This is a genomic window from Shouchella phoenicis, assembly GCF_047238345.1.
GTDB lineage: Bacteria > Bacillota > Bacilli > Bacillales > Bacillaceae_D > Shouchella.
Genome location: NZ_JBDFMQ010000001.1, coordinates 1,383,497 through 1,407,593, shown reverse-complemented (window position 1 = coordinate 1,407,593; position 24,097 = coordinate 1,383,497). Strand labels below are relative to the sequence as shown.

26 protein-coding genes and 1 other annotated feature are annotated in these 24,097 nt (G+C 40.3%); of the genes, 4 read left to right on the top strand and 22 right to left on the bottom strand.

From position 1 onward, the window contains the following. Nucleotides 1-30: 30 nt before the first annotated feature. Complete coding sequence (locus ABC361_RS07650) at nucleotides 31-1,419, bottom strand: BclA C-terminal domain-containing protein (RefSeq protein WP_413073439.1); 1,389 nt, start codon at nucleotides 1,417-1,419, stop codon at nucleotides 31-33. Nucleotides 1,420-1,737: 318 nt separating this feature from the next. Between ABC361_RS07650 and ABC361_RS07645 the strand changes: the two genes are divergently transcribed. After that, nucleotides 1,738-3,420 (top strand): BCCT family transporter, encoded by a 1,683-nt coding sequence (locus ABC361_RS07645; RefSeq protein WP_413073438.1) that lies wholly within the window; start codon nucleotides 1,738-1,740, stop codon nucleotides 3,418-3,420. Between the two features lie 35 nt (nucleotides 3,421-3,455). Here ABC361_RS07645 and ABC361_RS07640 read toward each other — a convergent pair whose 3' ends face one another. Further along, entirely contained in the window at nucleotides 3,456-4,268 is an 813-nt protein-coding gene (locus ABC361_RS07640; protein ID WP_413073437.1) for a uroporphyrinogen-III synthase, read from the bottom strand. Nucleotides 4,269-4,474: 206 nt separating this feature from the next. Between ABC361_RS07640 and sigK the strand changes: the two genes are divergently transcribed. The 3 genes from sigK to ABC361_RS07625 all read left to right on the top strand — a co-directional run bounded on the left by sigK (nucleotide 4,475) and on the right by ABC361_RS07625 (nucleotide 7,085). Then, nucleotides 4,475-5,185, top strand: a complete 711-nt coding sequence (sigK, locus tag ABC361_RS07635; RefSeq protein WP_413073436.1) for an RNA polymerase sporulation sigma factor SigK — start codon at nucleotides 4,475-4,477, stop codon at nucleotides 5,183-5,185. Nucleotides 5,186-5,316: 131 nt separating this feature from the next. Further along, nucleotides 5,317-6,306: a lipoate--protein ligase gene (gene lplA, locus ABC361_RS07630; RefSeq protein WP_413073435.1), complete on the top strand. Its 990-nt coding sequence runs from the start codon at nucleotides 5,317-5,319 to the stop codon at nucleotides 6,304-6,306. A 173-nt stretch (nucleotides 6,307-6,479) separates the two neighbouring features. Beyond that, nucleotides 6,480-7,085 (top strand): NUDIX hydrolase, encoded by a 606-nt coding sequence (locus ABC361_RS07625; protein ID WP_413073434.1) that lies wholly within the window; start codon nucleotides 6,480-6,482, stop codon nucleotides 7,083-7,085. 37 nt (nucleotides 7,086-7,122) lie between these two features. Here the strand turns inward: ABC361_RS07625 and ABC361_RS07620 are convergent, their stop codons facing one another. From ABC361_RS07620 to cymR, 20 genes are all read right to left on the bottom strand, one after another. Next, a complete protein-coding gene (locus ABC361_RS07620; protein ID WP_413073433.1) occupies nucleotides 7,123-7,356 on the bottom strand; it encodes a hypothetical protein in 234 nt (77 codons plus the stop codon). A gap of 82 nt (nucleotides 7,357-7,438) precedes the next feature. After that, the gene (gene mtnN / locus ABC361_RS07615) at nucleotides 7,439-8,131 is read right to left on the bottom strand and encodes a 5'-methylthioadenosine/S-adenosylhomocysteine nucleosidase (RefSeq protein ID WP_413073432.1); all 693 of its coding nucleotides are present in this window, start codon (nucleotides 8,129-8,131) and stop codon (nucleotides 7,439-7,441) included. A gap of 139 nt (nucleotides 8,132-8,270) precedes the next feature. Beyond that, nucleotides 8,271-8,885 carry a YrrS family protein gene (locus ABC361_RS07610; RefSeq protein WP_413073431.1) on the bottom strand — a complete coding sequence of 205 codons (615 nt, stop codon included), beginning with the start codon at nucleotides 8,883-8,885 and terminating at the stop codon, nucleotides 8,271-8,273. A 120-nt stretch (nucleotides 8,886-9,005) separates the two neighbouring features. Continuing rightward, entirely contained in the window at nucleotides 9,006-9,482 is a 477-nt protein-coding gene (greA, locus tag ABC361_RS07605; RefSeq protein ID WP_413073430.1) for a transcription elongation factor GreA, read from the bottom strand. Nucleotides 9,483-9,518: 36 nt separating this feature from the next. Further along, nucleotides 9,519-10,169 carry a uridine kinase gene (gene udk / locus ABC361_RS07600; protein WP_413073429.1) on the bottom strand — a complete coding sequence of 217 codons (651 nt, stop codon included), beginning with the start codon at nucleotides 10,167-10,169 and terminating at the stop codon, nucleotides 9,519-9,521. After that, nucleotides 10,150-10,824 carry an O-methyltransferase gene (locus tag ABC361_RS07595; protein WP_413073428.1) on the bottom strand — a complete coding sequence of 225 codons (675 nt, stop codon included), beginning with the start codon at nucleotides 10,822-10,824 and terminating at the stop codon, nucleotides 10,150-10,152. Before ABC361_RS07595 ends, udk begins: the two co-directional genes overlap by 20 nt. A 61-nt stretch (nucleotides 10,825-10,885) precedes the next feature. Beyond that, the gene (gene mltG / locus ABC361_RS07590) at nucleotides 10,886-12,031 is read right to left on the bottom strand and encodes an endolytic transglycosylase MltG (RefSeq protein ID WP_413073427.1); all 1,146 of its coding nucleotides are present in this window, start codon (nucleotides 12,029-12,031) and stop codon (nucleotides 10,886-10,888) included. Nucleotides 12,032-12,153: 122 nt separating this feature from the next. Then, nucleotides 12,154-12,444, bottom strand: a complete 291-nt coding sequence (locus tag ABC361_RS07585; RefSeq protein ID WP_413073426.1) for a DUF1292 domain-containing protein — start codon at nucleotides 12,442-12,444, stop codon at nucleotides 12,154-12,156. A gap of 17 nt (nucleotides 12,445-12,461) precedes the next feature. Beyond that, entirely contained in the window at nucleotides 12,462-12,887 is a 426-nt protein-coding gene (gene ruvX, locus ABC361_RS07580; RefSeq protein ID WP_413073425.1) for a Holliday junction resolvase RuvX, read from the bottom strand. Continuing rightward, the gene (locus tag ABC361_RS07575; protein ID WP_099300342.1) at nucleotides 12,884-13,156 is read right to left on the bottom strand and encodes an IreB family regulatory phosphoprotein; all 273 of its coding nucleotides are present in this window, start codon (nucleotides 13,154-13,156) and stop codon (nucleotides 12,884-12,886) included. Before ABC361_RS07575 ends, ruvX begins: the two co-directional genes overlap by 4 nt. Nucleotides 13,157-13,235: 79 nt before the next feature. After that, on the bottom strand, nucleotides 13,236-15,878 hold the full coding sequence (gene alaS, locus ABC361_RS07570) for an alanine--tRNA ligase (RefSeq protein ID WP_413073424.1): 2,643 nt from the start codon (nucleotides 15,876-15,878) through the stop codon (nucleotides 13,236-13,238). Between the two features lie 51 nt (nucleotides 15,879-15,929). Beyond that, nucleotides 15,930-16,138: a binding site (T-box leader), on the bottom strand. A 57-nt stretch (nucleotides 16,139-16,195) separates the two neighbouring features. Then, the gene (locus ABC361_RS07565; protein WP_413073423.1) at nucleotides 16,196-17,272 is read right to left on the bottom strand and encodes an AI-2E family transporter; all 1,077 of its coding nucleotides are present in this window, start codon (nucleotides 17,270-17,272) and stop codon (nucleotides 16,196-16,198) included. Nucleotides 17,273-17,400: 128 nt separating this feature from the next. Further along, on the bottom strand, nucleotides 17,401-17,586 hold the full coding sequence (locus tag ABC361_RS07560; protein ID WP_413073422.1) for a DUF3918 family protein: 186 nt from the start codon (nucleotides 17,584-17,586) through the stop codon (nucleotides 17,401-17,403). Nucleotides 17,587-17,606: 20 nt separating this feature from the next. After that, on the bottom strand, nucleotides 17,607-17,798 hold the full coding sequence (locus tag ABC361_RS07555; protein ID WP_413075736.1) for a hypothetical protein: 192 nt from the start codon (nucleotides 17,796-17,798) through the stop codon (nucleotides 17,607-17,609). Nucleotides 17,799-17,809: 11 nt separating this feature from the next. Next, nucleotides 17,810-18,274, bottom strand: a complete 465-nt coding sequence (locus ABC361_RS07550; RefSeq protein ID WP_413075735.1) for a PRC-barrel domain-containing protein — start codon at nucleotides 18,272-18,274, stop codon at nucleotides 17,810-17,812. An 82-nt stretch (nucleotides 18,275-18,356) separates the two neighbouring features. Next, nucleotides 18,357-20,615, bottom strand: a complete 2,259-nt coding sequence (gene recD2, locus ABC361_RS07545) for an SF1B family DNA helicase RecD2 (RefSeq protein WP_413073421.1) — start codon at nucleotides 20,613-20,615, stop codon at nucleotides 18,357-18,359. Between the two features lie 10 nt (nucleotides 20,616-20,625). Beyond that, nucleotides 20,626-21,285, bottom strand: coding sequence for a tetratricopeptide repeat protein (locus tag ABC361_RS07540; RefSeq protein WP_413073420.1), 660 nt, complete (start codon nucleotides 21,283-21,285; stop codon nucleotides 20,626-20,628). 32 nt (nucleotides 21,286-21,317) lie between these two features. Next, the gene (gene mnmA, locus ABC361_RS07535; protein WP_413073419.1) at nucleotides 21,318-22,409 is read right to left on the bottom strand and encodes a tRNA 2-thiouridine(34) synthase MnmA; all 1,092 of its coding nucleotides are present in this window, start codon (nucleotides 22,407-22,409) and stop codon (nucleotides 21,318-21,320) included. Nucleotides 22,410-22,431: 22 nt separating this feature from the next. Beyond that, nucleotides 22,432-23,589, bottom strand: coding sequence for a cysteine desulfurase family protein (locus tag ABC361_RS07530; RefSeq protein ID WP_413073418.1), 1,158 nt, complete (start codon nucleotides 23,587-23,589; stop codon nucleotides 22,432-22,434). Nucleotides 23,590-23,604: 15 nt separating this feature from the next. Further along, nucleotides 23,605-24,024, bottom strand: a complete 420-nt coding sequence (gene cymR / locus ABC361_RS07525) for a cysteine metabolism transcriptional regulator CymR (protein WP_413073417.1) — start codon at nucleotides 24,022-24,024, stop codon at nucleotides 23,605-23,607. Between the last annotated feature and the right edge of the window lie 73 nt (nucleotides 24,025-24,097).

Here is a 24,097-nt window from a genome sequence, read left to right as displayed (position 1 = left end):
CCACTTATTCGGTAAGCCTTTTTTCTACCATTATGCGATTCGTACAATTCTTAATGCTGCACCTTGGCCATCCACTAAAACAGCGGCACCTAACAATCCAAATAACTCAAGCTCAATTAAATCACCAGCTGCTAAATCTGCTACAACATTCCCTGGTATATTCGTAACAGCCACACCCGGAGATACTTCCGAAGAAGCAAGTGGTGTTCCGTTAACAGTAAGTCGTAATCCTAACAACAGTCCAGCTGTAAGATTTACATTATAAGAAATACTATACGTTCCTGCTGTGTCAATTGTAAATCCATCTCCTGTTGCCGTAATTCCTGCGGCTAGCTGATTATCAGGAACCGGAACCGTCGTACCTCCAAGAATAACTGCAATTGTTGATCCGCCATTCGTACCGAATGCATACGTAGACGTTAGCGCTTCACCTGTAGGGCTTGCCGGACCTGTTGGACCTGCTGGGCCTGTTGGACCCGTGACTCCAAGGCCAGGAAGGACTAATTCAAAGTCAGCTGATGCACCTGGTGTTCCTGTTGGAGCATCCACTAAGACGCGGTAAACAGAACCTTCAAATGACACTAACTGTCCCGCCGTCAATGCTGGAGCAGTTGCTGGATCAAAAACGGTCACACCATCCAGGCCTAGTCCCGTTACACCAGTCGGACCGATTGGACCGGTTGGGCCTGTAATCCCATCTAATCCGGTCGGGCCTGTTGGACCTATGGGACCTGTTATTCCATCTAATCCGGTCGGGCCTGTTGGACCTATGGGACCTGTTATTCCATCTAATCCGGTTGGGCCTGTTGGACCTACGGGACCTGTGACTCCATCTAATCCCGTTGGACCGATTGGACCTGTTGGACCTGTGACTCCATCTAATCCCGTTGGACCGATTGGACCTGTTGGACCTGTTGGACCTGTGACTCCATCTAATCCCGTTGGACCTACTGGACCTGTTGGGCCTGTGACTCCATCTAATCCCGTTGGGCCTGTTGGACCTATGGGACCTGTAATGCCTGTAATCCCAGTTGCTCCCCCATCACCAATAATGAGTTCATATTCAGGTGATGTTCCTGGAACACCTGCAGGTGCGTTCACTAGCACTTGATAGACGCTTCCGTTAAATGAGGTGAACTGACCTGCTACTAAACTAGGTCGCACAAGTTCATTAAATGGAATAATATTATCTAATCCGATACCTGTTACCCCAGTGATACCAGGCGCTCCCGTTGGACCAGTCGGTCCTGTTGGACCCGTTGGACCTGTTATTGCCGTTATCCCAGTTCCTCCACCAGGAGGTCCTGTTGGGCCTACCGGGCCGGTCGGTCCTGTTGGGCCTGATCCAGGGAGAAAACCTCCTCCATTACGAGGAGTTCTCGAAAAACGTTGAATGTTATCACAATTAAAATAATCCATATATTTATAGCTCCTCCTATTTTATTGCTGTATATGAACAGCTTATAAATCGTATGCTGCGTGCACATACTTTGATTGTGTGGTCGACATGCATGTACTGAGATAAAAGACCCAATTTTCTTCGTGTATGGATTTACTATAAGCAGAACCCAACATTTTTTTACGTTCTTACCACAAAAAATCCATACAACATTCACAAAATAATACGTCTTTTCATTTTTTTGTCTAGATTCTCTTTAAAAAATAGACATACAAGCAATTGATCTTTATAATCTGCTTATGCCCATTTAATACATATTTAGGTAAGGAGACATTTCATTGGAGAATAAACCTGTCGGTAAACTGACAAATGTTTTTTATTGGACACTGGGAATTTTAATCATCTTTGTTGCAATTGGTATTATTTTTCCTTCTCAGCTAGAATCTGTAACCGCAACCGTCCGAAATTTTATCGCCGATGTTTTTGGCTGGTATTATTTGATTGTCGTTACGATCTTTTTATTAGTCTGTTTGTTTTTTGTTGTAAGTCCTTTTGGAAAACTGCGCTTAGGAAAAGAAGATGATCGACCTGAGTACGGCTATTTAACGTGGTTCGCCTTTTTGTTTAGTGCCGGTCTCGGAGTTGGACTTTTGTTTTTCGGTGCAGCTGAGCCAATTGCCCATTACGCAATTGAAGCACCTACAGCAGATGAGAATACAGGTCAAGCGGCGTTAGAATCGTTAAAATATGTCTTCTTGCATTGGGGTTTTCATGGTTGGGCAATTTATGCCATTGTAGCGATCTGCCTCGCTTATTTTAACTTTCGCAAGGATATGCCAGGCTTAATAAGTGCCACTCTTTCTCCACTCATTAACCCTAAAGGATTCTGGGGACAAATGATTGATGTTATTGCCATTGTTGCAACTTTATCAGGAATTGCAACAACGTTAGGATTTGGTGCGGCACAAATGAACGGTGGAATTTCTTTTTTAACAGAATTCCCAAACAGTTTTGGATTACAGCTCGTCATTATTATCGTTATCACTGTATTGTTTTTACTTTCCGCGAGTACCGGTTTAGATAAAGGAATTCGAGTATTGAGTAGCATGAATATGGTCTTAGTTATGCTCATGTTATTGTTCTTCATGATTTTCGGCGCTTCTCTATACTCACTTAATTTGTTTACAAATACACTCGGACAATACATACAATCATTACCTGAGTTAAGTTTTAATATTGCACCAAATAGCTCTGAGCATCGTGAATGGATTAACGCATGGACACTTTTCTATTGGGCATGGTGGATGGCTTGGTCTCCATATGTCGGAACATTTATTGCTCGTGTATCACGAGGGCGAACGTTAAGAGAGTTTGTTATTGGTGTATTACTTGTTCCTCCTATCGTAGGGTTTATCTGGTTCTCATTTTTAGGCGGCACAGCAATCTCAATTGAATCACAAGGGTTAGCTGCGATTTCATCCTTAGCAGAGGAAGAAGCTCTCTTCGGAGTATTGGAAACCATGCCGTTTAGTACCATTTCTTCCTATATAACGATCTTCTTAATCGCTGTCTTTTTTATTACTTCTGCCGATTCGGCTACACATGTTTTAGGTAGCCAATCGACTAATGGTTCCCTTAATCCGCCAACGAAAATAAAAATTCTGTGGGGCATTCTGATGTCAACAACCGCAGCAGTTTTGTTATATAGTGGCGGTTTACAAGGGTTGCAAAATACAATGATTGTCGTCGCATTTCCATTTTCTATTATTATGTTGCTAATGGTCGTTTCCTTATTTAAAGCATTGCGCCATGAACATTTAAAAAAAGAAGTCAATCAGAGACGCTTATTAAGAGAAATTGCTGAGCTACGCCAATTTAAAAGTAAACAAGAACGAGCGGAAAAAAGACGATTAAAAGAAGAACGAAAAAAGAAAAAAAGTGAAGAACGTCCAAAGAAATTAAATGAAAAAAAAGCGAAAAAGAAGACATACAAAACAAATAAACCACCTAAAGAAGATTAAAAAAAGCTTGTTGTCTAAAGTAGACAACAAGCTTTTCATCTATATTGCTCTATATACTTCCCTAAATGGATGACCATTGCGCCCATTCGCTCTTTTTCTGGAAAGACGACTCTTGAAACACCAGACTCTGTTAGTGCCTCTGCGGTCACTTTGCCAACCGCCGTTGCAATGACATCTGTTTCAAAACAGCTCTTCAAATCTTCTTCATGCTCCTGTCTCTTAGCATATGCAAACAATGCTTTTACTTGTAACGCAGAAGTAAAACAAATTGCCTGATACCGCTTCTCTTCTATCACCTCATTCAAAAGTTGATCCACTACGCTATCATCAGGCGCATGGTGGTGATAGGGCAACCAAGTTGTAAGCATAGCCTTCTTCTTTTCAAAAAATGCTTCCATTTCCGGTGAAGCAATGCCATACAGTTGAACGATCACCTTTTGCTGGTTGAAATCGATAGAATCTAATTTATGTAGTAAACCTTGAGTTGTACCATCCTCTGACGCAACCTCATAAGCAATTCGTTCTTTCTTTAATGCAGCAATAGCTTTATACCCTCTTACAGCTATGCGTGCATGTTTCAATTTATTTATAAAAGCCTCTTTTACACCTAGCTGCTCAGCATGAGTGAAAAAGGTTTGCAGTCCAATTCCAGTAGTGAACACAATCCAATCATGATGAGTCTGCAAACTGTCGAAGATCATCTCTTTGATAATCGCTCCATCCTCTGTTACCGTTCCTTGCATCGAACGAACCTCGCTCGTTCCCCCTTGTTTTCTTATTAATTCCTGCATCTCCTCCACTTTACGAGAAGCCGTTAATGCCACATGACAATCAGATAGTAATTCCATTGATCTTCCCCCACCTATTTATGTCTATGAATAATCGTACCATTGTTTCATTGTTCAAAAAAGATGTACTCGTTCAACCTATCAAATTTAAACGCTGGAAGCAATTATTAGTCTTCCTTCATAGGCGGTTCCCCTAATCCGTGTATTTTTTATGTACAGACACAAACATGCCTAAGGCTGCATAGGTATATGGAGGAGGTGAACATATGTCGGGAATTTTAGCCGCCATTTCTTTTTTTATGAAAGAGGTCGTCGTTTTTGTATCTTATGTTAAAAACAACGCTTTTCCTCAACCTTTGAACAAAGATGATGAAAAAAAATACTTACTACTTGCTGCCCAAGGAGATCAAGAAGCAAGAAACCTTCTAATCGAGCATAATTTACGACTCGTCGCACATATCGTCAAAAAATTTGAAAATACACGGGAAGATTCAGAAGACCTTATTTCCATTGGGACAATTGGGTTAATTAAAGCAATTGAAAGTTACTCTGATGGTAAAGGCACAAAATTAGCCACGTATGCAGCACGTTGTATAGAAAATGAGATTCTAATGCACTTAAGGGCACTTAAGAAAGTAAAGAAAGACGTATCCCTTCATGATCCAATTGGTACTGATAAGGAAGGAAATGAAATTAGTCTCATAGATATTTTACAAGAAGATGCTGATGATATCGTCGACATTTTGCAAGCAGAGATGGAAAAAAAGCAGATCTACGAGTACATTCATGTTCTTGATGAGCGTGAAAAAGAAGTGGTCATTGGACGGTTCGGCTTAAATATGGAAGAAGAACGGACGCAGCGAGAAATAGCTAAAGAGCTAAACATCTCGAGGAGCTATGTATCACGGATTGAGAAACGTGCATTAATGAAGCTTTTTCATGAATTTTACAAGCACAGTCGCGGCAAAGGGAATTAAATTTCCTTTGTCTTTTTTGAATTCATTTAGAGCAACGACCTGGAATCTAATAGCTAAAACCGAATTACTCGATTTACTTGTATAAAATGAGTATACTAAGAGGTGTACAAGTAGTGAAAGGAGTTTCTATAATGAAGTTTATCGACAATGCGAATATAACCGACCCACGAATAAATTTAGCCATTGAGGAATGGGCGCTAAAAAACCTCGATGCAAATGAAACGTACCTATTATTTTATATTAATGAACCATCCATTATTATTGGAAAAAATCAAAATACATTTGAAGAAATTAACCTCGATTATGTGAACGATAACAACCTTCACGTCGTTCGCCGTCTCTCTGGTGGCGGTGCCGTCTATCATGATTTAGGAAATTTGAACTTCAGCTTTATAACGAAAGATGATGGGGATTCCTTTCATAATTTTAAAAAGTTTACCGAACCTGTTGTACAAGCGTTAAAACAACTTGGTGTAGACGCTGAGCTAAGTGGACGTAATGACATTCAAGTTGGCGAAAGAAAAATTTCCGGCAATGCTCAATTTACAACAAAAGGAAGAATGTTTTCCCATGGAACATTGATGCTTCAATCTGAAATTGAAAATGTTGTTTCCGCTCTTCGCGTCAAGGATGACAAAATTAAATCAAAAGGCATTAAATCCATTCGTAGCCGTGTCGCAAACATAACAGAATTTCTTGAACACCCTGTTACCATGGACGAATTTAAAAAAATCCTTCTTCAATATATCTTTGATACAAAAGACGAGGTACCTGAGCATAAGTTAACGAAAGCTGAGTGGGAAGAGATTGATGCTTTATCAGCAGAGCGCTATCGTAACTGGGATTGGAACTATGGAAAGTCTCCTTCTTTCGATATACAGCGTTCTAAGCGATTTCCAATCGGTACGATTGATTTGCGCTTAAATGTAAAAAAAGGCGTCATTAGCGACTGTAAAATATTTGGTGATTTCTTTGGGGTTGCGGATGTCAGTAGCTTAGAAGCAAAATTGATTGGAAAACGTTATGACGCAACTGAACTAAGCAACGTTCTTGATGCTGACGATTTAAAAGCGTATTTTGGATCGATAAGTAAAGAAGAGTTTCTCTCATTAATCTACTAAAAAAATGGCGACCATGAACATCATGGTCGCCCAATTGGGGAGAGAGACAAGAAAGAACAATTAGAAAGCAAGGGTTATATCCTTTCCTTACTTCATACTATAAGGCATGCGCCTTTTCGTTTCAGTAAGATTGTAATATGATCTAACAGTATTTTTAATGGAGGCGTTTGTTCGTGAATCTAGAGGAAATTAAACAAAAGCTGCACACTCCAAACAACCGAAAACCAGCTCGAGATGCGGCGGTTTTACTGCCTCTTGTGTCAATAAAAGGCGACATTCATGTGCTATTTCAAGTTCGTGCACTCACGTTAAATGCTCAACCTGGAGAAACTTGTTTTCCAGGCGGGAGAATTGATCAAAGTGACGAGCATGCGCAAGCGGCGGCCCTAAGAGAATTCTATGAAGAATTCGGCATACCTGAAAAAGATGTGAACGTCCTTGCTCCTATGAGTAAGATTGAGTCACCAAGGCGTGGGCTTATTCATCCTTTTATTGCGTACATACACTCTATTGATCACATTCAGCCAAATAAAGATGAAGTTGACGACTGGTTTACGATCCCTGTTTCTCATTTACTGTCTCACGAACCTGAAGTGGGCTATGTAGATGTGACCATTTCCCCTGGCGCAAACTTCCCGATCGATCGAATTCCAAATGCACGTGCCTATCGCGAAAAACAATATAGCACTGCAGAATATTTTTATCGCTATGAGGATCACATGGTTTGGGGTCTAACTGCTCGCATTTTGCAAGAATTTATTAGTCTCATGAAACGATAAAAACGACCTTTCCCCAATCTGGTAAGGCCGTTTTTTATTACTCATTATTTAATCGCTGCAACTTTACATTGGCTAACCACGATAAGCCGTAACAACAGCTTGAAGAAAACAAGCATATGCCTAAAATAATCGCAAGAGGAACCGACGTTTCTACACGATGTGGCTCTGGAAGCCATAAACCAACTGTTAAAAAGAAACCAATTCCTAAAAAGACGAGACAAAAGGCATGATAGTCTTTATGCGCATAACGAAGTTTATCTTTTTGATCCACACCGTTTCCCCCTTTTTGTTTATCATACCAGATAAGCAAAAGAAACGATTGTTAAAACCATTCCCTCCATTGGAAATAACTGTTAACTTAACGCATCAATCATAAACAGAACTTGTTTAGCAGAGTTCACAGCTGATTTCTCTAAGAAGGTATCGTATGACATTTTTGCGTCTTGCCCAGCCACATCGGATAACGCACGAATAATAACAAAAGGTGTTTGGTATTGATGACATACTTGGGCAATCGCAGCTGCTTCCATTTCCGCACAAAAAGCTGTTGGAAATAACGCTTTAACCGCATTCACTCTTCCTTCATCATCCATAAATGAATCACCCGTCACAACTAATCCTTCTTCCGTATGAAACCCTACTTTTTCAGCTGCTTTTTTAGCAACCGCGATTAGCGCTGGATCTGGTAAATAAGCAGGCACCATACCTGGAACTTGACCATGTTCATAACCAAAAACAGTTGCATCAACATCATGATGACGCACTTCTGTTGAAATGACTAAGTCTCCTACAGCCATTGATGCGTTCAGTCCGCCTGCAACACCTGTATTAATGATAGAATCAGGCTGATAGCGATCGTTTAATAAAGACGTTGCTAAAGCCGCATTCACTTTGCCAATGCCACATTTTGTTAAAATGACGTTTGTCCCGTTTATGATGCCGTCTGTAAATTCACAGTTTGCGACAACAGTTACGGTTGCCTGCATCATTTGTTTGCGTAGATGCTCGACCTCTTCCTCCATTGCACCGATAATTCCAATTTTCATTTTGTTCATCCTTTCTACAACAAATAGCTTCCTCAACTAGTATACACATTGCATCAACGTGTTTCATTAAAAATGTACGCTTAAAACAAAAAAACCTAGCGGTGTTCGTAAAGATAATGCCGCTAGGCTTTCATGATTATTACGTTGGATCGGATTCAAACTGCTCAACCGATTCAATTTGCCACCCTTGTTCAGGTTCTTCTACCCACTGCAATCGAACTTGGTGATAGAGCCCTGTGCCATTATCGAGTAACGTGACGACAGCACTTGATGTCGAACCACCATTTCCAATCCAAATGGTGTCGCTGCTACTGCTTGTCAAACCAGTTGCGTTAAAAGCAGCTTGTTCCATTTCATTCCAGTTTTGACCACCAAAGTTATTTGGCGTTGGGTTTGTTTGTTCAGTTGGCAAGACATCCCCAACAGTTGCGGCTTGTTCACTTTCATCTTCTTCGGTTGCCTCATCATCTTCCGTTGCGTCGTCTTCCTCTGTGCCCTCTTCTTCATTTGTGCTATCTGCTGTATCATTTTCATCTTCTTCTGAATTTGTTTCTTCGTCATTGCTTTCATCGTACGTGTCTGAGTCTGGCTCTACACTTTCATTACTTTCTTCAGTAGCAGTCTCAGGTTGATTAAGCATATTGAACACTAGTGTGCCTCCGAAAAAGAGGATAAGGACGGCAACAATGGTAATTGCGACATTTAGTATGCGATTTTTGCGTTTATCTTTTCGGTTTTCATAACGTTGTCCCATGACTCTGCATTCCTCCTAACTCTAACTCCATTATAGCTCGTTCTCATTAAACCGCAACATGAATCACACATCAAGTGAAAAAAGTCTCCTTCTATTTACAAAAAGGAGACTTTTTTACTATTAGCGGATCTCTAGAATTTCAACTTCCATTTCACCGGCTGGCGTATTCACTGTTACTTTATCATTCACCGTTTTACCAATTAAACTTTGTGCCATAGGCGAATCATTTGAAATTTTTCCTTCAATTGGATCTGACTCAGCCGAGCCTACGATCGTGTACTCTTCTTCATCACCATCTGGTAATTCAATAAGGCGAACAGTCTTTCCTAATGAGACAACATTGCTATCCGTTTTTTCATTTTCAATCATAACAGCATTACGAATCATTTTCTCTAATTGCGCAATACGACCTTCAACAAATGCTTGATCTTCTTTCGCTGAATCGTACTCGGAGTTCTCAGATAAATCTCCGAAACTGCGCGCGACTTTTATACGCTCCACCACTTCTTTTCGGCGTGTCGTAATTAAATGTTGAAGCTCATCTTCTAATTTCTTTTTTCCCTCTTCTGTCATATAATGCTTTTTCTCTTCTGCCATTGTTTGTTCACTCCTCATAGTTAATAAACCATATCGTTATTGTGTAGGATCTTGTTTTTGTTGAATAACGGTTCTAATTTTTGTCGCCATTAAATCAATCGCGACTTTATTTTCCCCACCTTCAGGAATAATGACATCCGCATAACGCTTTGTCGGTTCAATGAACTGCAGATGCATAGGTCGAACAACAGTTGTGTACTGATCAATAACTGATTCAATGGTACGACCTCTTTCTTTTGTATCACGCAAAAGCCGTCTCATAATACGAATGTCCGCATCTGTGTCTACGAATACTTTTATATCCATCATGCTACGCAAGCGTTCATCTTCAAGGATCAAAATTCCTTCCAAAATAATAACGTCTTTCGGCTCAATTTTCACTACTTCTTGCGCACGGGTATGCTGAGCATAATCATAAGAAGGTTTAAAAATTGGTGAACGATCCACAAGCTGCATCAAGTGGGCATAAAGCAACTCATTGTCAAACGCAAATGGATGATCATAGTTGGTTTGGAGACGTTCCTCAAACTCTAAATGATCTTGGTTTTTATAGTAAGCGTCTTGTTCGATTAACACAATGGACGATTGGTTAAATTGACTAAAAATTTCTTTGGCAACGGTCGTTTTCCCAGACCCTGTTCCACCAGCTACCCCAATAATAACGGGCCTATTTTGATTGAGTGTCATGTTCTTCCCTCTTTATTCTCGTACTACATGCTATGCCGTCCCCGACTGGTACAATAGACGTATGAAAATTCGGATGATGGCTAAGCCATTCATTGTATCGTTTTATTTTCTCAACTAGCTTTTGAATTCGCTTTGGTTCCTTCGTAATGTCTGCTCTTGCTACGAGACCTCTGAATAAAATATTGTCACTAATCATTACCCCATCTTCACTCAAAAAAGGCTCATATTGCTCAAAAAACAATTGATATTTTCCTTTTGCTGCATCAATAAACATGCTATCAAACGAACCATGCTTAGAAACAAGGTCCACTGCATGCTCTGCATCAACTAGATAAGGAATAATTCGTTCTGATAAATTAGCTCGTTCAATAAATGCTTTTGCCTGCTCATAGCGATCCTCATCGCGTTCAAGTGTAACAATCGTCGTGGAGGGAAGCGCTTCCGCTAATCGAATAGCAGAATATCCAATTGCGGTGCCAATTTCAAGTATTTGCTTCGGCTGCTTGACACGTAAGATGGCAAGCATTGTATTTAATGAAAGTCCATCCATAATTGGTACGTGCTCACGTATCGCTAGTTGTTCCATTTCCAGCAGTAGTGAATGTTTAGGAGGGGCTAATGATTCTACATATGCGCTAATTTCTTCATTAATCATTTAATTTCATAACATCCTTTTATGAAAAAAGCATGGGAGCAAGATACTCCCTATGCTCACTTTATTCAGTATCTTCAGCTGCTTCTTGCCATTCATGACGATACGTATCTCTCGCCTCCAAGTGATCATCATAGTCTTCATTATAAATAATCTCGCCGTTGTAACGGGCATAGAAATAAAGATAATCTGTACTATTAGGATCGGCTGAAGCAACTAGTGATTCTTCGCGAACAGTAGAGATTGGACCTGGCGGCAAGCCTGTATGCTGATACGTATTATAAGGTGAATCTACCTCTAAGTCATCATAAGTGGTCATATAAATATGTTCCCCTTGCGCGTAGGCAACCGTAGGATCTACTTGTAGCATCATACCTTCATTTAAGCGATTATGCAAGACTCCAGCAATCGTAAAACGATCCTCTCTTTCTCTCGCTTCACGTTCGACAATTGAACCCATCGTTAATAGTTCATGAAACGTATAGTCACTCCCATTCACGATCCCTTGTCGTTGATCGTAAACAACCTGCATTTGATCAAGCATTGTTCGAACGACTTGTTCAATACTCGGTTGTTCTTCTTCGAACTGATAGCTTGCTGGAAAAAGATAGCCCTCTAATGGATGATGAATATCCTCGTCCAATATTTCGTCAGTTAGCATCTCATACTCATCGATTAGAGATTGAACAAATGCTTCATCATCAATAAAGGAAAAAATATCATCTTGGCTTTCTCCAGTAAATTCACTTAACCGCTCAGTAAGCGTGTTTAACGTCAACCCTTCTGGAATCACAATCGTAGAAGCAGCCTCCGCGACAACATGACCATCTTTTAATTCCTCAATGATTTCGTCTGTATCCATCGCTGTATGAAGTGAATACGTTCCAGCTTGAAATCCTGATTCATTTTTGTATCTTGTATAGTAGCGGAAAAACGTTGCGTTGCGGATAACTCCTTCATCTTCAAGAATCTCGGCAATTTGCGAAGTTGATGTATTCACAGGTATGTTCACATCAATTTCACGACCTTCATCTTCTGAATCAACAGGCTTTAGCGCATTCGCGACATAAGTATATCCGCCTATTATAACGGCAATCAGAACGACAAAAAAAGCCGATAAGCTAATTAAGACAATTTTCCGAACTGTCTTTGCTTGCGATGCACGTTCTTGATATTCGTCATTAGCGTTATAATTCTTATCTTTTGCCATTAATTGCCTCCTCACCTGTCCCATTATACAATATATGCTTTGTTTGTTGTATAAAAAATGGGCAATGTTCAGCATAAAATACATAGTAACCCGTGCAGATCATTGCACGGGTTATCAGCCATTTACTCGTCTTCTTCCTCAGTAAATGTATTTAGCATTTCTTCAATCATTTCCCATTCTTCATCCGTTTCAACTGGGAAAAAAGCAATATCATTTTCCTCGTCTTCACGGTCTTCATAGCGGAAAGCAAAGACTTCAATTTCATCTTCGTCTTCCTCTTCTTCTCCTACAGGTACTAATACCATGTATGATTTACTCGTCTCATCTACAGTAAAACGGAAGAGTTCGTCAAATAAATGCTCTGTACCTTCTTCATCTGGAATAACAAAACGCTCTTTTTCTTCTTGTGCCATTCTAAATCCCTACCTTTTTAATTTGAATGCGAACGACGATCCAAGTAGCCTTGCAAAATTAGACTTGCGGCCATTTGATCAATCACTTTTTTTCGCTTCTTACGGCTGACATCCGCATCAACTAAAACACGCTCTGCCGCCATTGTTGTTAAACGTTCATCCCAAAGATCAATCTTTATTGAGACATGTTGTGACAGTTGTTCAACAAACTGTTCGCTTCGTTCTCCGCTAGCGCCAATTGTGCCGTCCATATTTTTAGGATAGCCAACAACAACCGTTTCCACCGCATGTTCTTCTATTAAAGAAGTAATTTGCTTAAAATCGTCTACTTCGTTGGTCTCGCTTCTTCGTATCGTTTTTAAACCTTGGGCTGTCCAACCAAAGGCATCGCTAATCGCTACACCAATCGTTTTTGTGCCAACATCGAGTCCAAGTATTTTCATTTGATCGCTTTTCCTTGCTCCTTAAGATAAGACTTTACTAATGTCTCAATTAGCTCATCTCGTTCAAGTTTACGAATTAACGTACGCGCATCTTTGTGTCGTGGAATATATGCTGGATCACCAGATAAGAGGTAACCAACAATCTGGTTAATTGGATTATACCCTTTTTCCTCTAGTGCATCATAAACAGATAAGAGCACCTCTCGCACATCTTTATCAAAGGAGTCGTCATTAAAGTTAAACTGCATTGTATTATCCATTGAACTCAATTGCTCTCACCCCTTTTAATTATTCATAGAAGGTTTATTAAAAACGTTAACGCCTTTATTGTACAACAGATTGGTTCAATTAGGAAATTAAATTCACATGTTCCGTTACATACGCAAGAGCTTCGTTCAATTTCGCTGGGTCTTTGCCTCCTGCTTGAGCCATATCAGGTCGACCGCCGCCACCGCCACCGGTACGGCTTGCTACTTCCTTAATAAGCTTACCAGCGTGTAATCCTTCGTTCATCGCTAATTTTGTTACGCCCGCTACAAAAGATAGTTTATCTCCTGTTTTTGCACCTAAAACAATCACTGCTTTTTGATCTTCTTTTTTCAGTGAGTCAACCATCGCGCGAAGAGATTCCATGTCTTTTGCTTGTACAACTTCTGCTAGAACGTGAATACCATTTATATCGACAGCCTTATCCATCAACTGGCCAGCTTCTTTTTGCGCTAGTTTAGCTGTTAATGATTCATTTTCTCGATTTGCTTCACGAAGTTCTTGCTGAAGTGTTTCAATTCGTGCAGGCACATCTCGCAGTTGCTTTACTTTTAAGCGTTCTTGCGATTGAGACAGGAGCGCAAGTTGATTGTTAATGAACTCATATGCGCCTTTTGACGTTACTGCTTCAATTCGACGAACACCGGCGCCAATACCTGATTCACTCATAACCTTAAATAAACCAATTTCGGCTGAATTACGCACATGGATACCGCCACATAGCTCAAGGCTGTAATCACCAATCTGAACAACACGGACTTCATCGCCATATTTTTCACCGAAGAGAGCCATTGCACCCATTTCTTTCGCCTGAGCCAATGATTTTAGCGAAATATCGACAGGAAGTGCTTGCCAAATTTTCTCATTCACAAGTTGCTCAATTTGAACGAGTTCATTTGGTGTTACTTGTCCAAAGTGTGAAAAATCAAAGCGGAGTCGCTCACGATTTACAAGAGAGCCTGCTTGATTCACGTGCTCGCCTAGAACATCTTTTAACGCTTGATGAAGTAGGTGCGTTGCCGTATGATTCTTAACAATGTCTAAACGTTCACGCACTTCAATTCTTGCTTGAACATGATCACCTACTTCTAACGTCCCTGATTCAATTTCAACCGTATGGAGATGTTGTCCATTAGGAGCTTTCTTCACATCTTGAACACGCCCTTGGCCGTTATCAGTATAGATAACCCCTTGATCGGCGACTTGTCCACCACTTTCAGCGTAAAATGGCGTTTCTGCAAGGATAATGGAAACCGTATCCCCTTCTTTAGCCTGATCAACAGAATCTTTTTCCTTTACAATGACGTTAATGGTTGCACTTGTTTCTGTATGCTCATAGCCAACAAAAATACTTGGCGTTTTTAAATCACCGAATATGTCTTCTTGCACACCCATAGAAGCTGTTTCTTGTCTAGCTGCGCGAGCACGATTTCTCTGAGCTTCCATCTCTTTTTCGAATTCTTCGCGATGGATCGTTAAGCCTTCTTCTTCTACATATTCTTCCGTCAAATCAACCGGAAAACCATACGTATCGTAAAGTCGAAACACATCCGAACCAGCGATTACTTGTTCATCGTTTGCCTTTGCTTTTTTCATGATGTCGTTTAAAATTGTTAAGCCTTCATGTAGCGTTTCATGAAAACGCTCTTCTTCTGTACGAATCACTCGCTGGATGAAGTCTTTTTTCTGGGTAACCTCGGGGTAAAAATCTTCCATAATCTGGCCGACAATAGGTACGAGATTAAACATAAATGGCTTTTCAATCCCAATCGTTTTCGCAAATCGTACCGCACGTCTTAATAAACGACGCAAAACGTATCCTCTTCCTTCATTTGAAGGTAGGGCGCCATCTCCAATGGCAAACGCTACTGTACGAATATGGTCGACAACAACTTTAAAGGCTGTATCTGCTGCTTCATTTCCAGTATTGTACGTTGCATTAGCAATTTTTTCAGTTTCTTTTATGATTGGTAAAAAGAGATCTGTATCAAAATTTGTTTTTGCATCTTGGATAACCGATACCATCCGCTCTAAGCCCATTCCAGTATCAATATTTTTCTTTGGGAGGGGCGTATAGGTGTCGTCTGCATTGTGATTAAATTGAGAGAAAACCAAGTTCCAAATTTCCAAATAACGTTCATTTTCGCCACCTGGATACAATTCTGGATCTTTTGGATCATTGCCGTAATCAGGACCACGATCATAAAAAATTTCAGAGTTTGGACCACTTGGACCTTCACCAATATCCCAGAAATTCCCTTCCAAACGAATAATGCGCTCTTCCGGTACGCCTACTTTTTCAATCCATAAATCGTACGCTTCATGATCTTCTGGATGAACCGTAACAGATAGCTTTTCTTCATCAAAGCCAATCCATTTTTCGCTCGTTAAAAACTCCCAGCTCCATACAATCGCATCTTCTTTAAAATATTCGCCAATGGAAAAATTTCCAAGCATTTCAAAAAATGTATGATGGCGAGCCGTTTTTCCTACGATCTCAATATCATTTGTCCGAATCGACTTTTGCGCAATGACAATCCGAGGATTATCCGGGATTACGCGACCATCAAAGTATTTTTTTAATGTTGCCACACCACTGTTGATCCACAATAAACTTGGATCCTCAAATGGGACTAGAGATGCACTTGGCTCAACAGAATGGCCTTTCTCTTTAAAGAAATCAATAAACATTTGTCGAACTTCAGCCGATGTTAAGTGCTTCATTGGACTTATCCTCCTTATGTATAGAAAACAAATAAAAAAACCCCTTCCCAATAAAGGGACGAGATTGTCTTTTTCACGCGGTACCACCCTTAATTATAACAAACGTAACTGTTATCACTTAAGCCCCTTAACGCAGGATACGGCGATTAGCTCGCTACTCCAGAATAGCATTCCGCATCTCTTCGTTAATGCTTTTCTCAGCCTAGAAAGCATCTCTCTATAAACGGGCTTATGCGTACTCGTTCTTTCATTGTATTTCATCATGTACATATACGTTTCTTTATTCACGAAAATTATAGCGCGCAAGCCTTTAAAAGTCAATTCATCTCCACTTCACCTTTAATGTAATTTCGAATATGAAGAATGGTTACTTTTGCAATCGCTGTAATGGGAACAGCGACTAAAAGTCCTATGACGCCTCCAACTTCAACTCCGACTAACAGAGCTAAAATAATTAAAATCGGATGCAAGTGGACTGTTTTTCCAACAATTAAAGGTGATAGCACATTGCCTTCAATTTGTTGTATCACAAAGATACTAATTGCAGTGAAGAGAGCTAATTGAGGCGAATCCAGTAAGGCTGAACCTACAGCCGGAATAGCACCGATAAAGGCTCCAAAATATGGGATCAAATCGGTCGCTCCAATAAATAAACCTAATAGCAGTGCGTAAGGTACACCTAAAACCCAAAGTGCTATGGTTGATAATCCGCCTACACAAACCGCAACGAGTAACTGTCCTCGTAAATAAGAGCCAAATGTTTTATCAACGTCTTTAAGATAAAGCCGCATCTTTTCACGCCATTTTTTTGGAGTAATGTAAAAACCAACGCGCTGCAAGAGCGCAAAATCTTTTAATAAGTAAAAAACAAGAAAAGGCACAACAATCCATAAAATGCTCATTTGAATGACTTTAATTATGACACTTTCTACTTGATCTAAACTTGCTTCTACAAACTGCTCCATTTTTGAAGACCAGTCCGTAACATGATCTTGCAATGGATCGGGCAACCTTTCCGTTTGTTCTTGAAATTCAAATACCATCCCTTTAATGGTGGCTAGATGTTCAGGCAACACTTGAACAGCTTCTTGAATTTGTCGAGATATAATTGGAATACCAATAAATAATAAGGTGGCCATGCTAACAAGAAACAACAAAAATAACAATACTGTAGCCAATGTTCGATTTACGCCTAAGTGGACAGCTTTCTCAACTAAAGGATGCAATAAATAAGCGAGTAATATCGCAACAAGGATTGGCCAAATTAACGGTTGAATGATTTGGAATAACGGTGCCAAATAACTAAGCGCATATAAGAGCAATAGAACAAACACTAACATCACAAGCCATTTTGACCACTTCACTAAATCGATTATGTACATATCTCGCTTCATCTTCTCTCACACCCCTTTTTGTAGCGTGTGCATTTAACCCGTAATTAATCAAAAAAAAACATGGATGTCGTTCATCCATGTTAACGTTACGCATTTGACCTTTTCCACAGCCATCGTAGGTAAAGATATTAATGAAACATTTTCTTTACTTTTTTCTTCGTTTTTTTCCACGTTTTCGCGTTCATTAATTTTTTATCAGCTTCCATAATCGGTTCAAAGAAATTGTAGACTTTCTTTTTGGTCTTTTTGTCATTCATTGAGTACCAAGCAGCTCCAAGACCAATCACCATTAATGGTGCAATGGATTTACGCATGATCGATTCACCTCGATTCTTTATAAATCTATTCGTCTTTCTTCTTCTTCAAACAAATCATCAAGTGAGCTTAATGATCCATCTTCCTCTACTTGGTGAAGCATCAATGTTCCTTTAACGAGACTCATTTCAATAAAGCAATTCCAGCAATAATACTGGTTGGTTCCAATTTTTCCTATGTCTTTTAAATTACAATTTGGACATTGCAAGATAGGTGCCTCCTCTACAGAGACAAGATCGCCCTTTCCTTACAAAGAAGGAGGTCATGACCTTTCACGACTTTACGTCCTTCTTTAATATCGGATAACCAGCCATCTGTCACTTCGTACCCTACGATGGTGCCCACTTCCATAGAAAAATATACATCTTCTGCCAAACCGAGCATATCGCCTTCAGAGGATAAAACAGGTTTACCTCTAAACTTTTTTCGACTTGTCCAAATTGGATCATAGTGTTTGTGTTCTTCTAGAAGCTTCTCTACTTTTGAGTGATCTTTTACCATGATCGCTTGCTCACCGATATGCTGAATCGACTCAAATGGCAGAAATCCATGATGGTGTAAGAGGGCGTGATTTTTTTTCACCACAAACCCAATCACTCGACCGTCTTTCATATACCCATCACTAATTTGACCGATTTCATAACCAGTCTCTACGGACACAAGCGGAAGTCCAATGATCGCCTGCATCGTTCGCAAAAGCTGCACCACCTCTCCGAACAGTTATAATGTATGTATAATCCATTATCCTATCCCCGGAGATGGTTACCAGCTAGTGCACACGTTCCTGCAAACGTTCTTTTAGCATCGACTGTCGTCCATCGTTATGCTTATGAATGGCGTGTTCGAATGTTTTCAAATCCCCGCACAAAAGTAGAAATTGCTTTGCTCTTGTAATGCCTGTATAAAGTAAATTTCTTCTTAACATACGTTGATAATTTCCTACAACTGGCATGACAACGATTGGAAATTCACTGCCTTGTGCTTTGTGAATCGATGAACAATATGCATGTGTCAACTGGCCAAAATCTTTTTTCTCATAGGTCACTTCTAAACCGTCAAATGAAACAACAAGCTGATCCTTTTTTTCTGTCGTCTCTTTTGCGTAAAGGATTGCGACAATTTCTCCTCTATCTCCATTAAAAACATTTTCTTCTGTGTTGTTAACGAGCTGAAGCACCATATCCCCTTTTCGAAAAATGACGTCCCCAAAGGGAATTTCACGACGTTCTTCTTTTGCAGGGTTAAATAACGTTTGAAGCATCGTATTTAGTTCAATAATTCCAGCACCACCACGATAGATCGGTGCTAACACTTGTATTTCTCGGGAGCTATACCCTTTGTTTAATGCATTCTCACAAATTTGCCAAACGGCTTGCTTAACCTGGTTCGTATGACAAGAAAAAAATCGCAAGTCAGGCTTTTTAGCTGTGAGATCGTGGGGAAGATGACCGTCTTTCATGGAGTGAGCCAGCTCAATAATCGAGGACCCTTCCGCTTGTCGATAAATTTCATTCAGTTGAACTGTTGGTATGACGTCTGCATCCAGTAAGTCTTTTAACACTTGACCAGGTCCCACAGACGGCAATTGGTTTTCATCTCCCACAAGAATAACTTGCATGCCTTTAGGAATAGCCTTAAACAGCTGATTCGCTACCCACGCGTCCACCATCGACATTTCATCGACAATCAAAAGTTCGCCTTCTAATTGATCGTGGTCGCCTTTTTCAAACCCCGTGGCGCTTCCTTTCCAACCAAGCAAACTGTGAATCGTACCAGCAGGCAGCTCAGTCGCTTCTGCCATACGCTTTGCCGCACGACCTGTTGGTGCGGCCAACTTAAGCGGAGCCGTACGCGCATCTTTTTCTCCACCAGTTTGAGAATCAAGATTTAATCCATGCAAGCGAGCATAGGCTTCAACTATTCCTTTTATAACAGTTGTTTTCCCTGTACCTGGTCCACCTGTCAACAGCATAATAGGTGAATGTAAAGCGGTCTCGATCGCTTCTTTTTGCAAGACTGAGTACGTTACGTTGTGATCTTCTTCCAGCTTCCCTAACGTTTTTTCCATATCAGCTTGTGTAAATTCTGATTTCAGTTCATACGATTTAATTCTCATTATATTCTGCGCAATACCCCGTTCTGCATAAAAAAGCGACTTCATATAAACGCGGTCTTGTTCTGTAATAACAAGCCCTTCTTCATTCATTTGAACGAGTCCCTCTTGCACGGCCTCAGGACTGACCGGATCATTTGGGGTTGTTAACAGTTTACTTACTTCCTCTACAAACGGGGCATAATATAAATACAAATGCCCGTCTTGAACACTTAATTCATTTATAAGATAGAGAATACCCGCTCGTATTCTTTCCGGGTGGTCGCCTTTTAAACCAATTGCTGCTCCTAACTGATCTGCACGCCTGAAACCTACACCTTCTACATCTTTAATTAGTAAATAGGGATTGGTGCGAATAATATCTAAAGCTTGAAGCTTGTAGGCACGGTAAACATTCATGGATAACTCTGTTCCAAATCCATATTGCGACAATTGTATAATGACTTGTTCTGCACCTTGATGTTCAAGTAAGCGTTGGTGCAGAATTTCAGCGTGGTCTTTTTTCAACTTAGGCACATGCTCAAGAACATTACGATCGTTAATAATTAACGAGATCGCCCGCTCTCCTAATTGATTTACAATTGACTCTGCCGTCTTCACGCCGATCCCAGGAAAACGATCACTGGATAAAAATTTTATAATGCCATTTTTTGTTTTCGGCATTTCTCTTTTAAATGTTTCGACTTTATATTGTGTGCCAAATCTAGGGTGTTCAGTAACTTGACCGAAGAATGAATACGTTTCTTCTAACTCCAGCTCTGGTAAATGTCCGACAATGGTTGTTTTTTTTGCTTCAATTTGTTCATTTGTCTTCTCAATTTTCACCGTTGCTACGGTATAGTCGTTTTCTTCATTTCGAAACAAGACATGAGTGACTTGTCCTTTCATGTATCTTTCGGTTTCTTCAACATCCATAAACGCACACTCACCCTTTGTTTAATGCATCTTCAATGACTCGTTTTGCATTTCCTGCTAATAAGTGATCTTCCTGATTTTTAAGCGCTAAATCAAAACATTTTAGTGCCTCATCGATCGCTTCATTTGAGACATAAATCACACCTAAATTATAATATGCATCGGCGTGGGTAGCATCCTGCTTAAGCACGTCAATAAATAGTTGCTTTGCCGCCTCCAGTTGCTCTTGTTGGGCCAAACAAAGGCCGTATTGGAAAGCAATCTCAACGTCTGCTTTGTTTAATTCGTGGGCATGACTCAAGTTTGCTTGTGCATGGGCAAACGATTGGAGCTGATAATGGCTCATGCCTAGCATATAGAACAGATCTGCATCATGTAATCCCTTTTGTTGAGCGGTTAAAAACCATTCAATCGCTTTTTGAAATTGATCTTCATGGTATGCAAGAACACCTAACCCGTAGTATGGGGCACTTGAATCTGGATCAAGTTCAATTGCACGCTCATTAAATAAGGTCGCACGGTCACGATCTCCCAGAATGCTAAGCAAGTTCGCCATATTGATATAGCCTTCTGGCTCTGTTGGGTTGCGTTCAATGTAATCAGAGAATACTTTCGCTGCGTCCTCATAATTCGATTCTTTCATTAAAGTAATACCTGTTTTTAAATCCATATTGTAACCTCCTAGAAAAAAGGAAAACGCCTTTAGACGTTTTCCCGTATGACTTCATCAATTGTACCCCCACCAAGGCAACGGTCTTGATCATATAAAACGACCGCTTGTCCAGGTGTAATCGCTCGTTGTTTTTCGTGAAATTGAATCTCTGCTCGCCCATTTTCTCTTGGGGTAACCGTAACCAGCTGATCGTCTTGTCGGTAGCGGAATTTTGCTTTACAAGTAAAGGCTTCAGACGGTTGATTGAGTATCCAGTTCATTCCTTCAGCTTTCAAACCTGAAGAATAAAGCCCTTCATGATGAAATCCCTGCCCAACAATAAGCACGTTTCGCTCTAAGTCTTTATCAACCACAAACCAGGGCTCTCCTGCACCACCAATGCCAAGACCTTGTCTTTGACCAAGTGTATAATACATTAATCCATCATGATTTCCTTTCACTTCACCATCAACCGTTTCCATCTTTCCTGGTTGGGCTGGAATAAACGTTTGAAGAAATTCCTTAAAGTCTCGTTCCCCAATAAAACATATGCCTGTACTGTCTTTTTTCTTAGCCGTAGCAAGTCCAGCTTCTTCCGCTTTCTTGCGCACTTCCGCTTTCTGCATATGACCAAGTGGGAACATTACTTTTGACAACTGCTTTTGACTTAACGCATTTAAAAAATACGTTTGATCTTTGTTCGTATCTACACCTTTTATAAGTTGATACTCATCGTCTTTATAGTGAATTTGTGCATAGTGTCCTGTTGCAACAAAGTCTGCTCCTAATGATACAGCATGGTTTAAAAATGCTTTAAACTTGATTTCCTTGTTACACATCACATCAGGATTTGGCGTACGGCCCGACTTATACTCATCTAAGAAGTACGTGAACACCTTGTCCCAATATTCTTTTTCAAAATTAACCGCATAATAAGGAATACCGAGTTGCTCTGCAACCCGCTCTACGTCCTCATAATCTTCTGTTGCCGAGCAAAAGCCCGAGTCATTCGTATCATCCCAATTTTTCATAAAGATTCCAATGACATCATAGCCTTGCTCTTTTAATACAAGTGCCGTTACAGAAGAATCAACGCCACCTGACATGCCAACGACAACGCGGGTCTCTTCTGGTTTTTTCATACATTTCCCTCACTTATCTATTCTACTCAATAAATTGATCACGATTTTGTTCGGCTAGAACAATCCGAGCTATTTCTTGAAAAGCTTCAGTGGTTTCTGATTCTATGTTGGTAAAACCAAAGCTAAATCGAATGGCTTCTGACACTCTTGGGCTCTCAGGACCGTACATTGCCTCAATAACATGTGACGGAACAAGGGTTCCTGCTGTGCAGGCTGATCCACCTGATGCCACAATCCCAATTAAGTCCAGTTTCATTAATAACGTCTCTGTTTTTACACCCTTAAAACTAACGTTAAGAATATGTGGAAGACCATCGTCTGATCCATTTATTACATACTCTACACCATGCGCATCCATGATTTCTATAAAAGTGTCTCGGAAATATTTGTATTTCCTACGGTTTTCTGTTCGCTGATCATTCGCCAGTTCAATTGCTTTGGCAAACCCGACAATCCCTGCGACATTTTCCGTTCCGGCACGACGCTTTCTTTCTTGTTCTCCCCCATAGCTTAAAGGAGCAATCGTCACGTTTTTAGACACAAATAAACAGCCCACTCCTTTTGGACCATTCACTTTATGGCTAGCTAGCGAAAACAGATCCACACCTAAGTCCGCACAATCAATAGTCTCTAAGCCTGCAGCTTGGACAGCGTCTGTATGGAAAGCAGCTTGATGGTTTTGCAAAAGAGCCCCAATTTCTTTAATTGGTTGCAACGTACCTACCTCATTGTTTCCATACATAATGGAAACTAAGATCGTTTCATCTGTTAACGCTGATCGCAGCTTTTCCGTTGAAACTTTACCAGCTTGGTCTACATCAAGATAGGTAACAGTAAAGCCCTCTGCTTCTAATTTTTTAACGGTATGCAAAACGGCATGATGCTCTGTTTTAGATGTAATAATATGCTTGCCCTTAAAACGATTTGCACGAGCATAGCCCAATAATGCAAGGTTATTTGCTTCTGTGCCCCCACTTGTAAAAATAAATTCATCTGCGGAAGCATTAAATTGAACTGCCAAACGCTCTCTAGCATTTCTAAGCGCGGCTTTTGCCCGGCGCCCAAACCGATGGGTGCTAGAGGGGTTTCCATACACTTCCGTAAAGTAAGGAATCATTGCATCAAGAACGTGTGGATGAACCGATGAGGTCGCTGCATGATCAAAGTAATGTTCGTTCATTTCCTTCACCTTTTCTTAAATGTAGAACATATAATAGTCTTGTTCGCCTTCTTCTTTGAAATTCGCTAAATCTGCTAAAGTTGTTGTATCCAAAACGCCCTTCACAGCATCTCTAATTTTTATCCACAGGTCACGCTTTGCAGGCTCTTCATCATCAAGCACTTCTACTGGGCTAATCGGTCCTTCTAAAACACGAATAATATCCCCAGCCGTAATATCTTCTGGCTGCTTGGCTAATTTATAGCCACCATAAGCCCCGCGTACACTTTTAACAAGTGTCGCATTACGAAGTGGCGCGATCAATTGCTCTAAATAATGCTCTGAAAGATTATATTCCTGCGCAATAGACTTTAAGGAAGTCGGACCTTCGCCTTCTTTTTTTGCTAGTGCCATCATAATTGTTAGTCCGTAACGCCCTTTTGTCGATATTTTCATAATGAGTAGCTCCTTTAATTCTTATCCTATCTCGTTCCTATTATCAACCGCTCATCTCTACGTCTTCCTTTAT

Coding starts and splice junctions, on each gene's coding strand:
- ABC361_RS07550 (WP_413075735.1), bottom strand. CDS start 18,274: ATGCAGGCGATCATTGGACTTCCGCTTGTGTCCGTAGAGACTGGTTAT.
- ABC361_RS07565 (WP_413073423.1), bottom strand. CDS start 17,272: ATGAAGCGAGATATGTACATAATCGATTTAGTGAAGTGGTCAAAATGG.
- ABC361_RS07560 (WP_413073422.1), bottom strand. CDS start 17,586: ATGCGTAAATCCATTGCACCATTAATGGTGATTGGTCTTGGAGCTGCT.
- cymR (WP_413073417.1), bottom strand. CDS start 24,024: ATGAAAATATCGACAAAAGGGCGTTACGGACTAACAATTATGATGGCA.
- ABC361_RS07640 (WP_413073437.1), bottom strand. CDS start 4,268: ATGGAATTACTATCTGATTGTCATGTGGCATTAACGGCTTCTCGTAAA.
- mltG (WP_413073427.1), bottom strand. CDS start 12,031: ATGGCAAAAGATAAGAATTATAACGCTAATGACGAATATCAAGAACGT.
- udk (WP_413073429.1), bottom strand. CDS start 10,169: ATGACACTCAATCAAAATAGGCCCGTTATTATTGGGGTAGCTGGTGGA.
- ABC361_RS07610 (WP_413073431.1), bottom strand. CDS start 8,885: ATGGGACAACGTTATGAAAACCGAAAAGATAAACGCAAAAATCGCATA.
- ABC361_RS07595 (WP_413073428.1), bottom strand. CDS start 10,824: ATGATTAATGAAGAAATTAGCGCATATGTAGAATCATTAGCCCCTCCT.
- mnmA (WP_413073419.1), bottom strand. CDS start 22,409: ATGAAAAAACCAGAAGAGACCCGCGTTGTCGTTGGCATGTCAGGTGGC.
- recD2 (WP_413073421.1), bottom strand. CDS start 20,615: ATGGATGTTGAAGAAACCGAAAGATACATGAAAGGACAAGTCACTCAT.
- greA (WP_413073430.1), bottom strand. CDS start 9,482: ATGGCAGAAGAGAAAAAGCATTATATGACAGAAGAGGGAAAAAAGAAA.
- ABC361_RS07530 (WP_413073418.1), bottom strand. CDS start 23,589: ATGAACGAACATTACTTTGATCATGCAGCGACCTCATCGGTTCATCCA.
- lplA (WP_413073435.1), top strand. CDS start 5,317: ATGAAGTTTATCGACAATGCGAATATAACCGACCCACGAATAAATTTA.
- ruvX (WP_413073425.1), bottom strand. CDS start 12,887: ATGAAAATACTTGGACTCGATGTTGGCACAAAAACGATTGGTGTAGCG.
- ABC361_RS07540 (WP_413073420.1), bottom strand. CDS start 21,285: ATGGATTTAAAAACAGGTATTACTTTAATGAAAGAATCGAATTATGAG.
- ABC361_RS07650 (WP_413073439.1), bottom strand. CDS start 1,419: ATGGATTATTTTAATTGTGATAACATTCAACGTTTTTCGAGAACTCCT.
- alaS (WP_413073424.1), bottom strand. CDS start 15,878: ATGAAGCACTTAACATCGGCTGAAGTTCGACAAATGTTTATTGATTTC.
- sigK (WP_413073436.1), top strand. CDS start 4,475: ATGTCGGGAATTTTAGCCGCCATTTCTTTTTTTATGAAAGAGGTCGTC.
- ABC361_RS07585 (WP_413073426.1), bottom strand. CDS start 12,444: ATGGCACAAGAAGAAAAAGAGCGTTTTGTTATTCCAGATGAAGAAGGT.
- mtnN (WP_413073432.1), bottom strand. CDS start 8,131: ATGAAAATTGGAATTATCGGTGCAATGGAGGAAGAGGTCGAGCATCTA.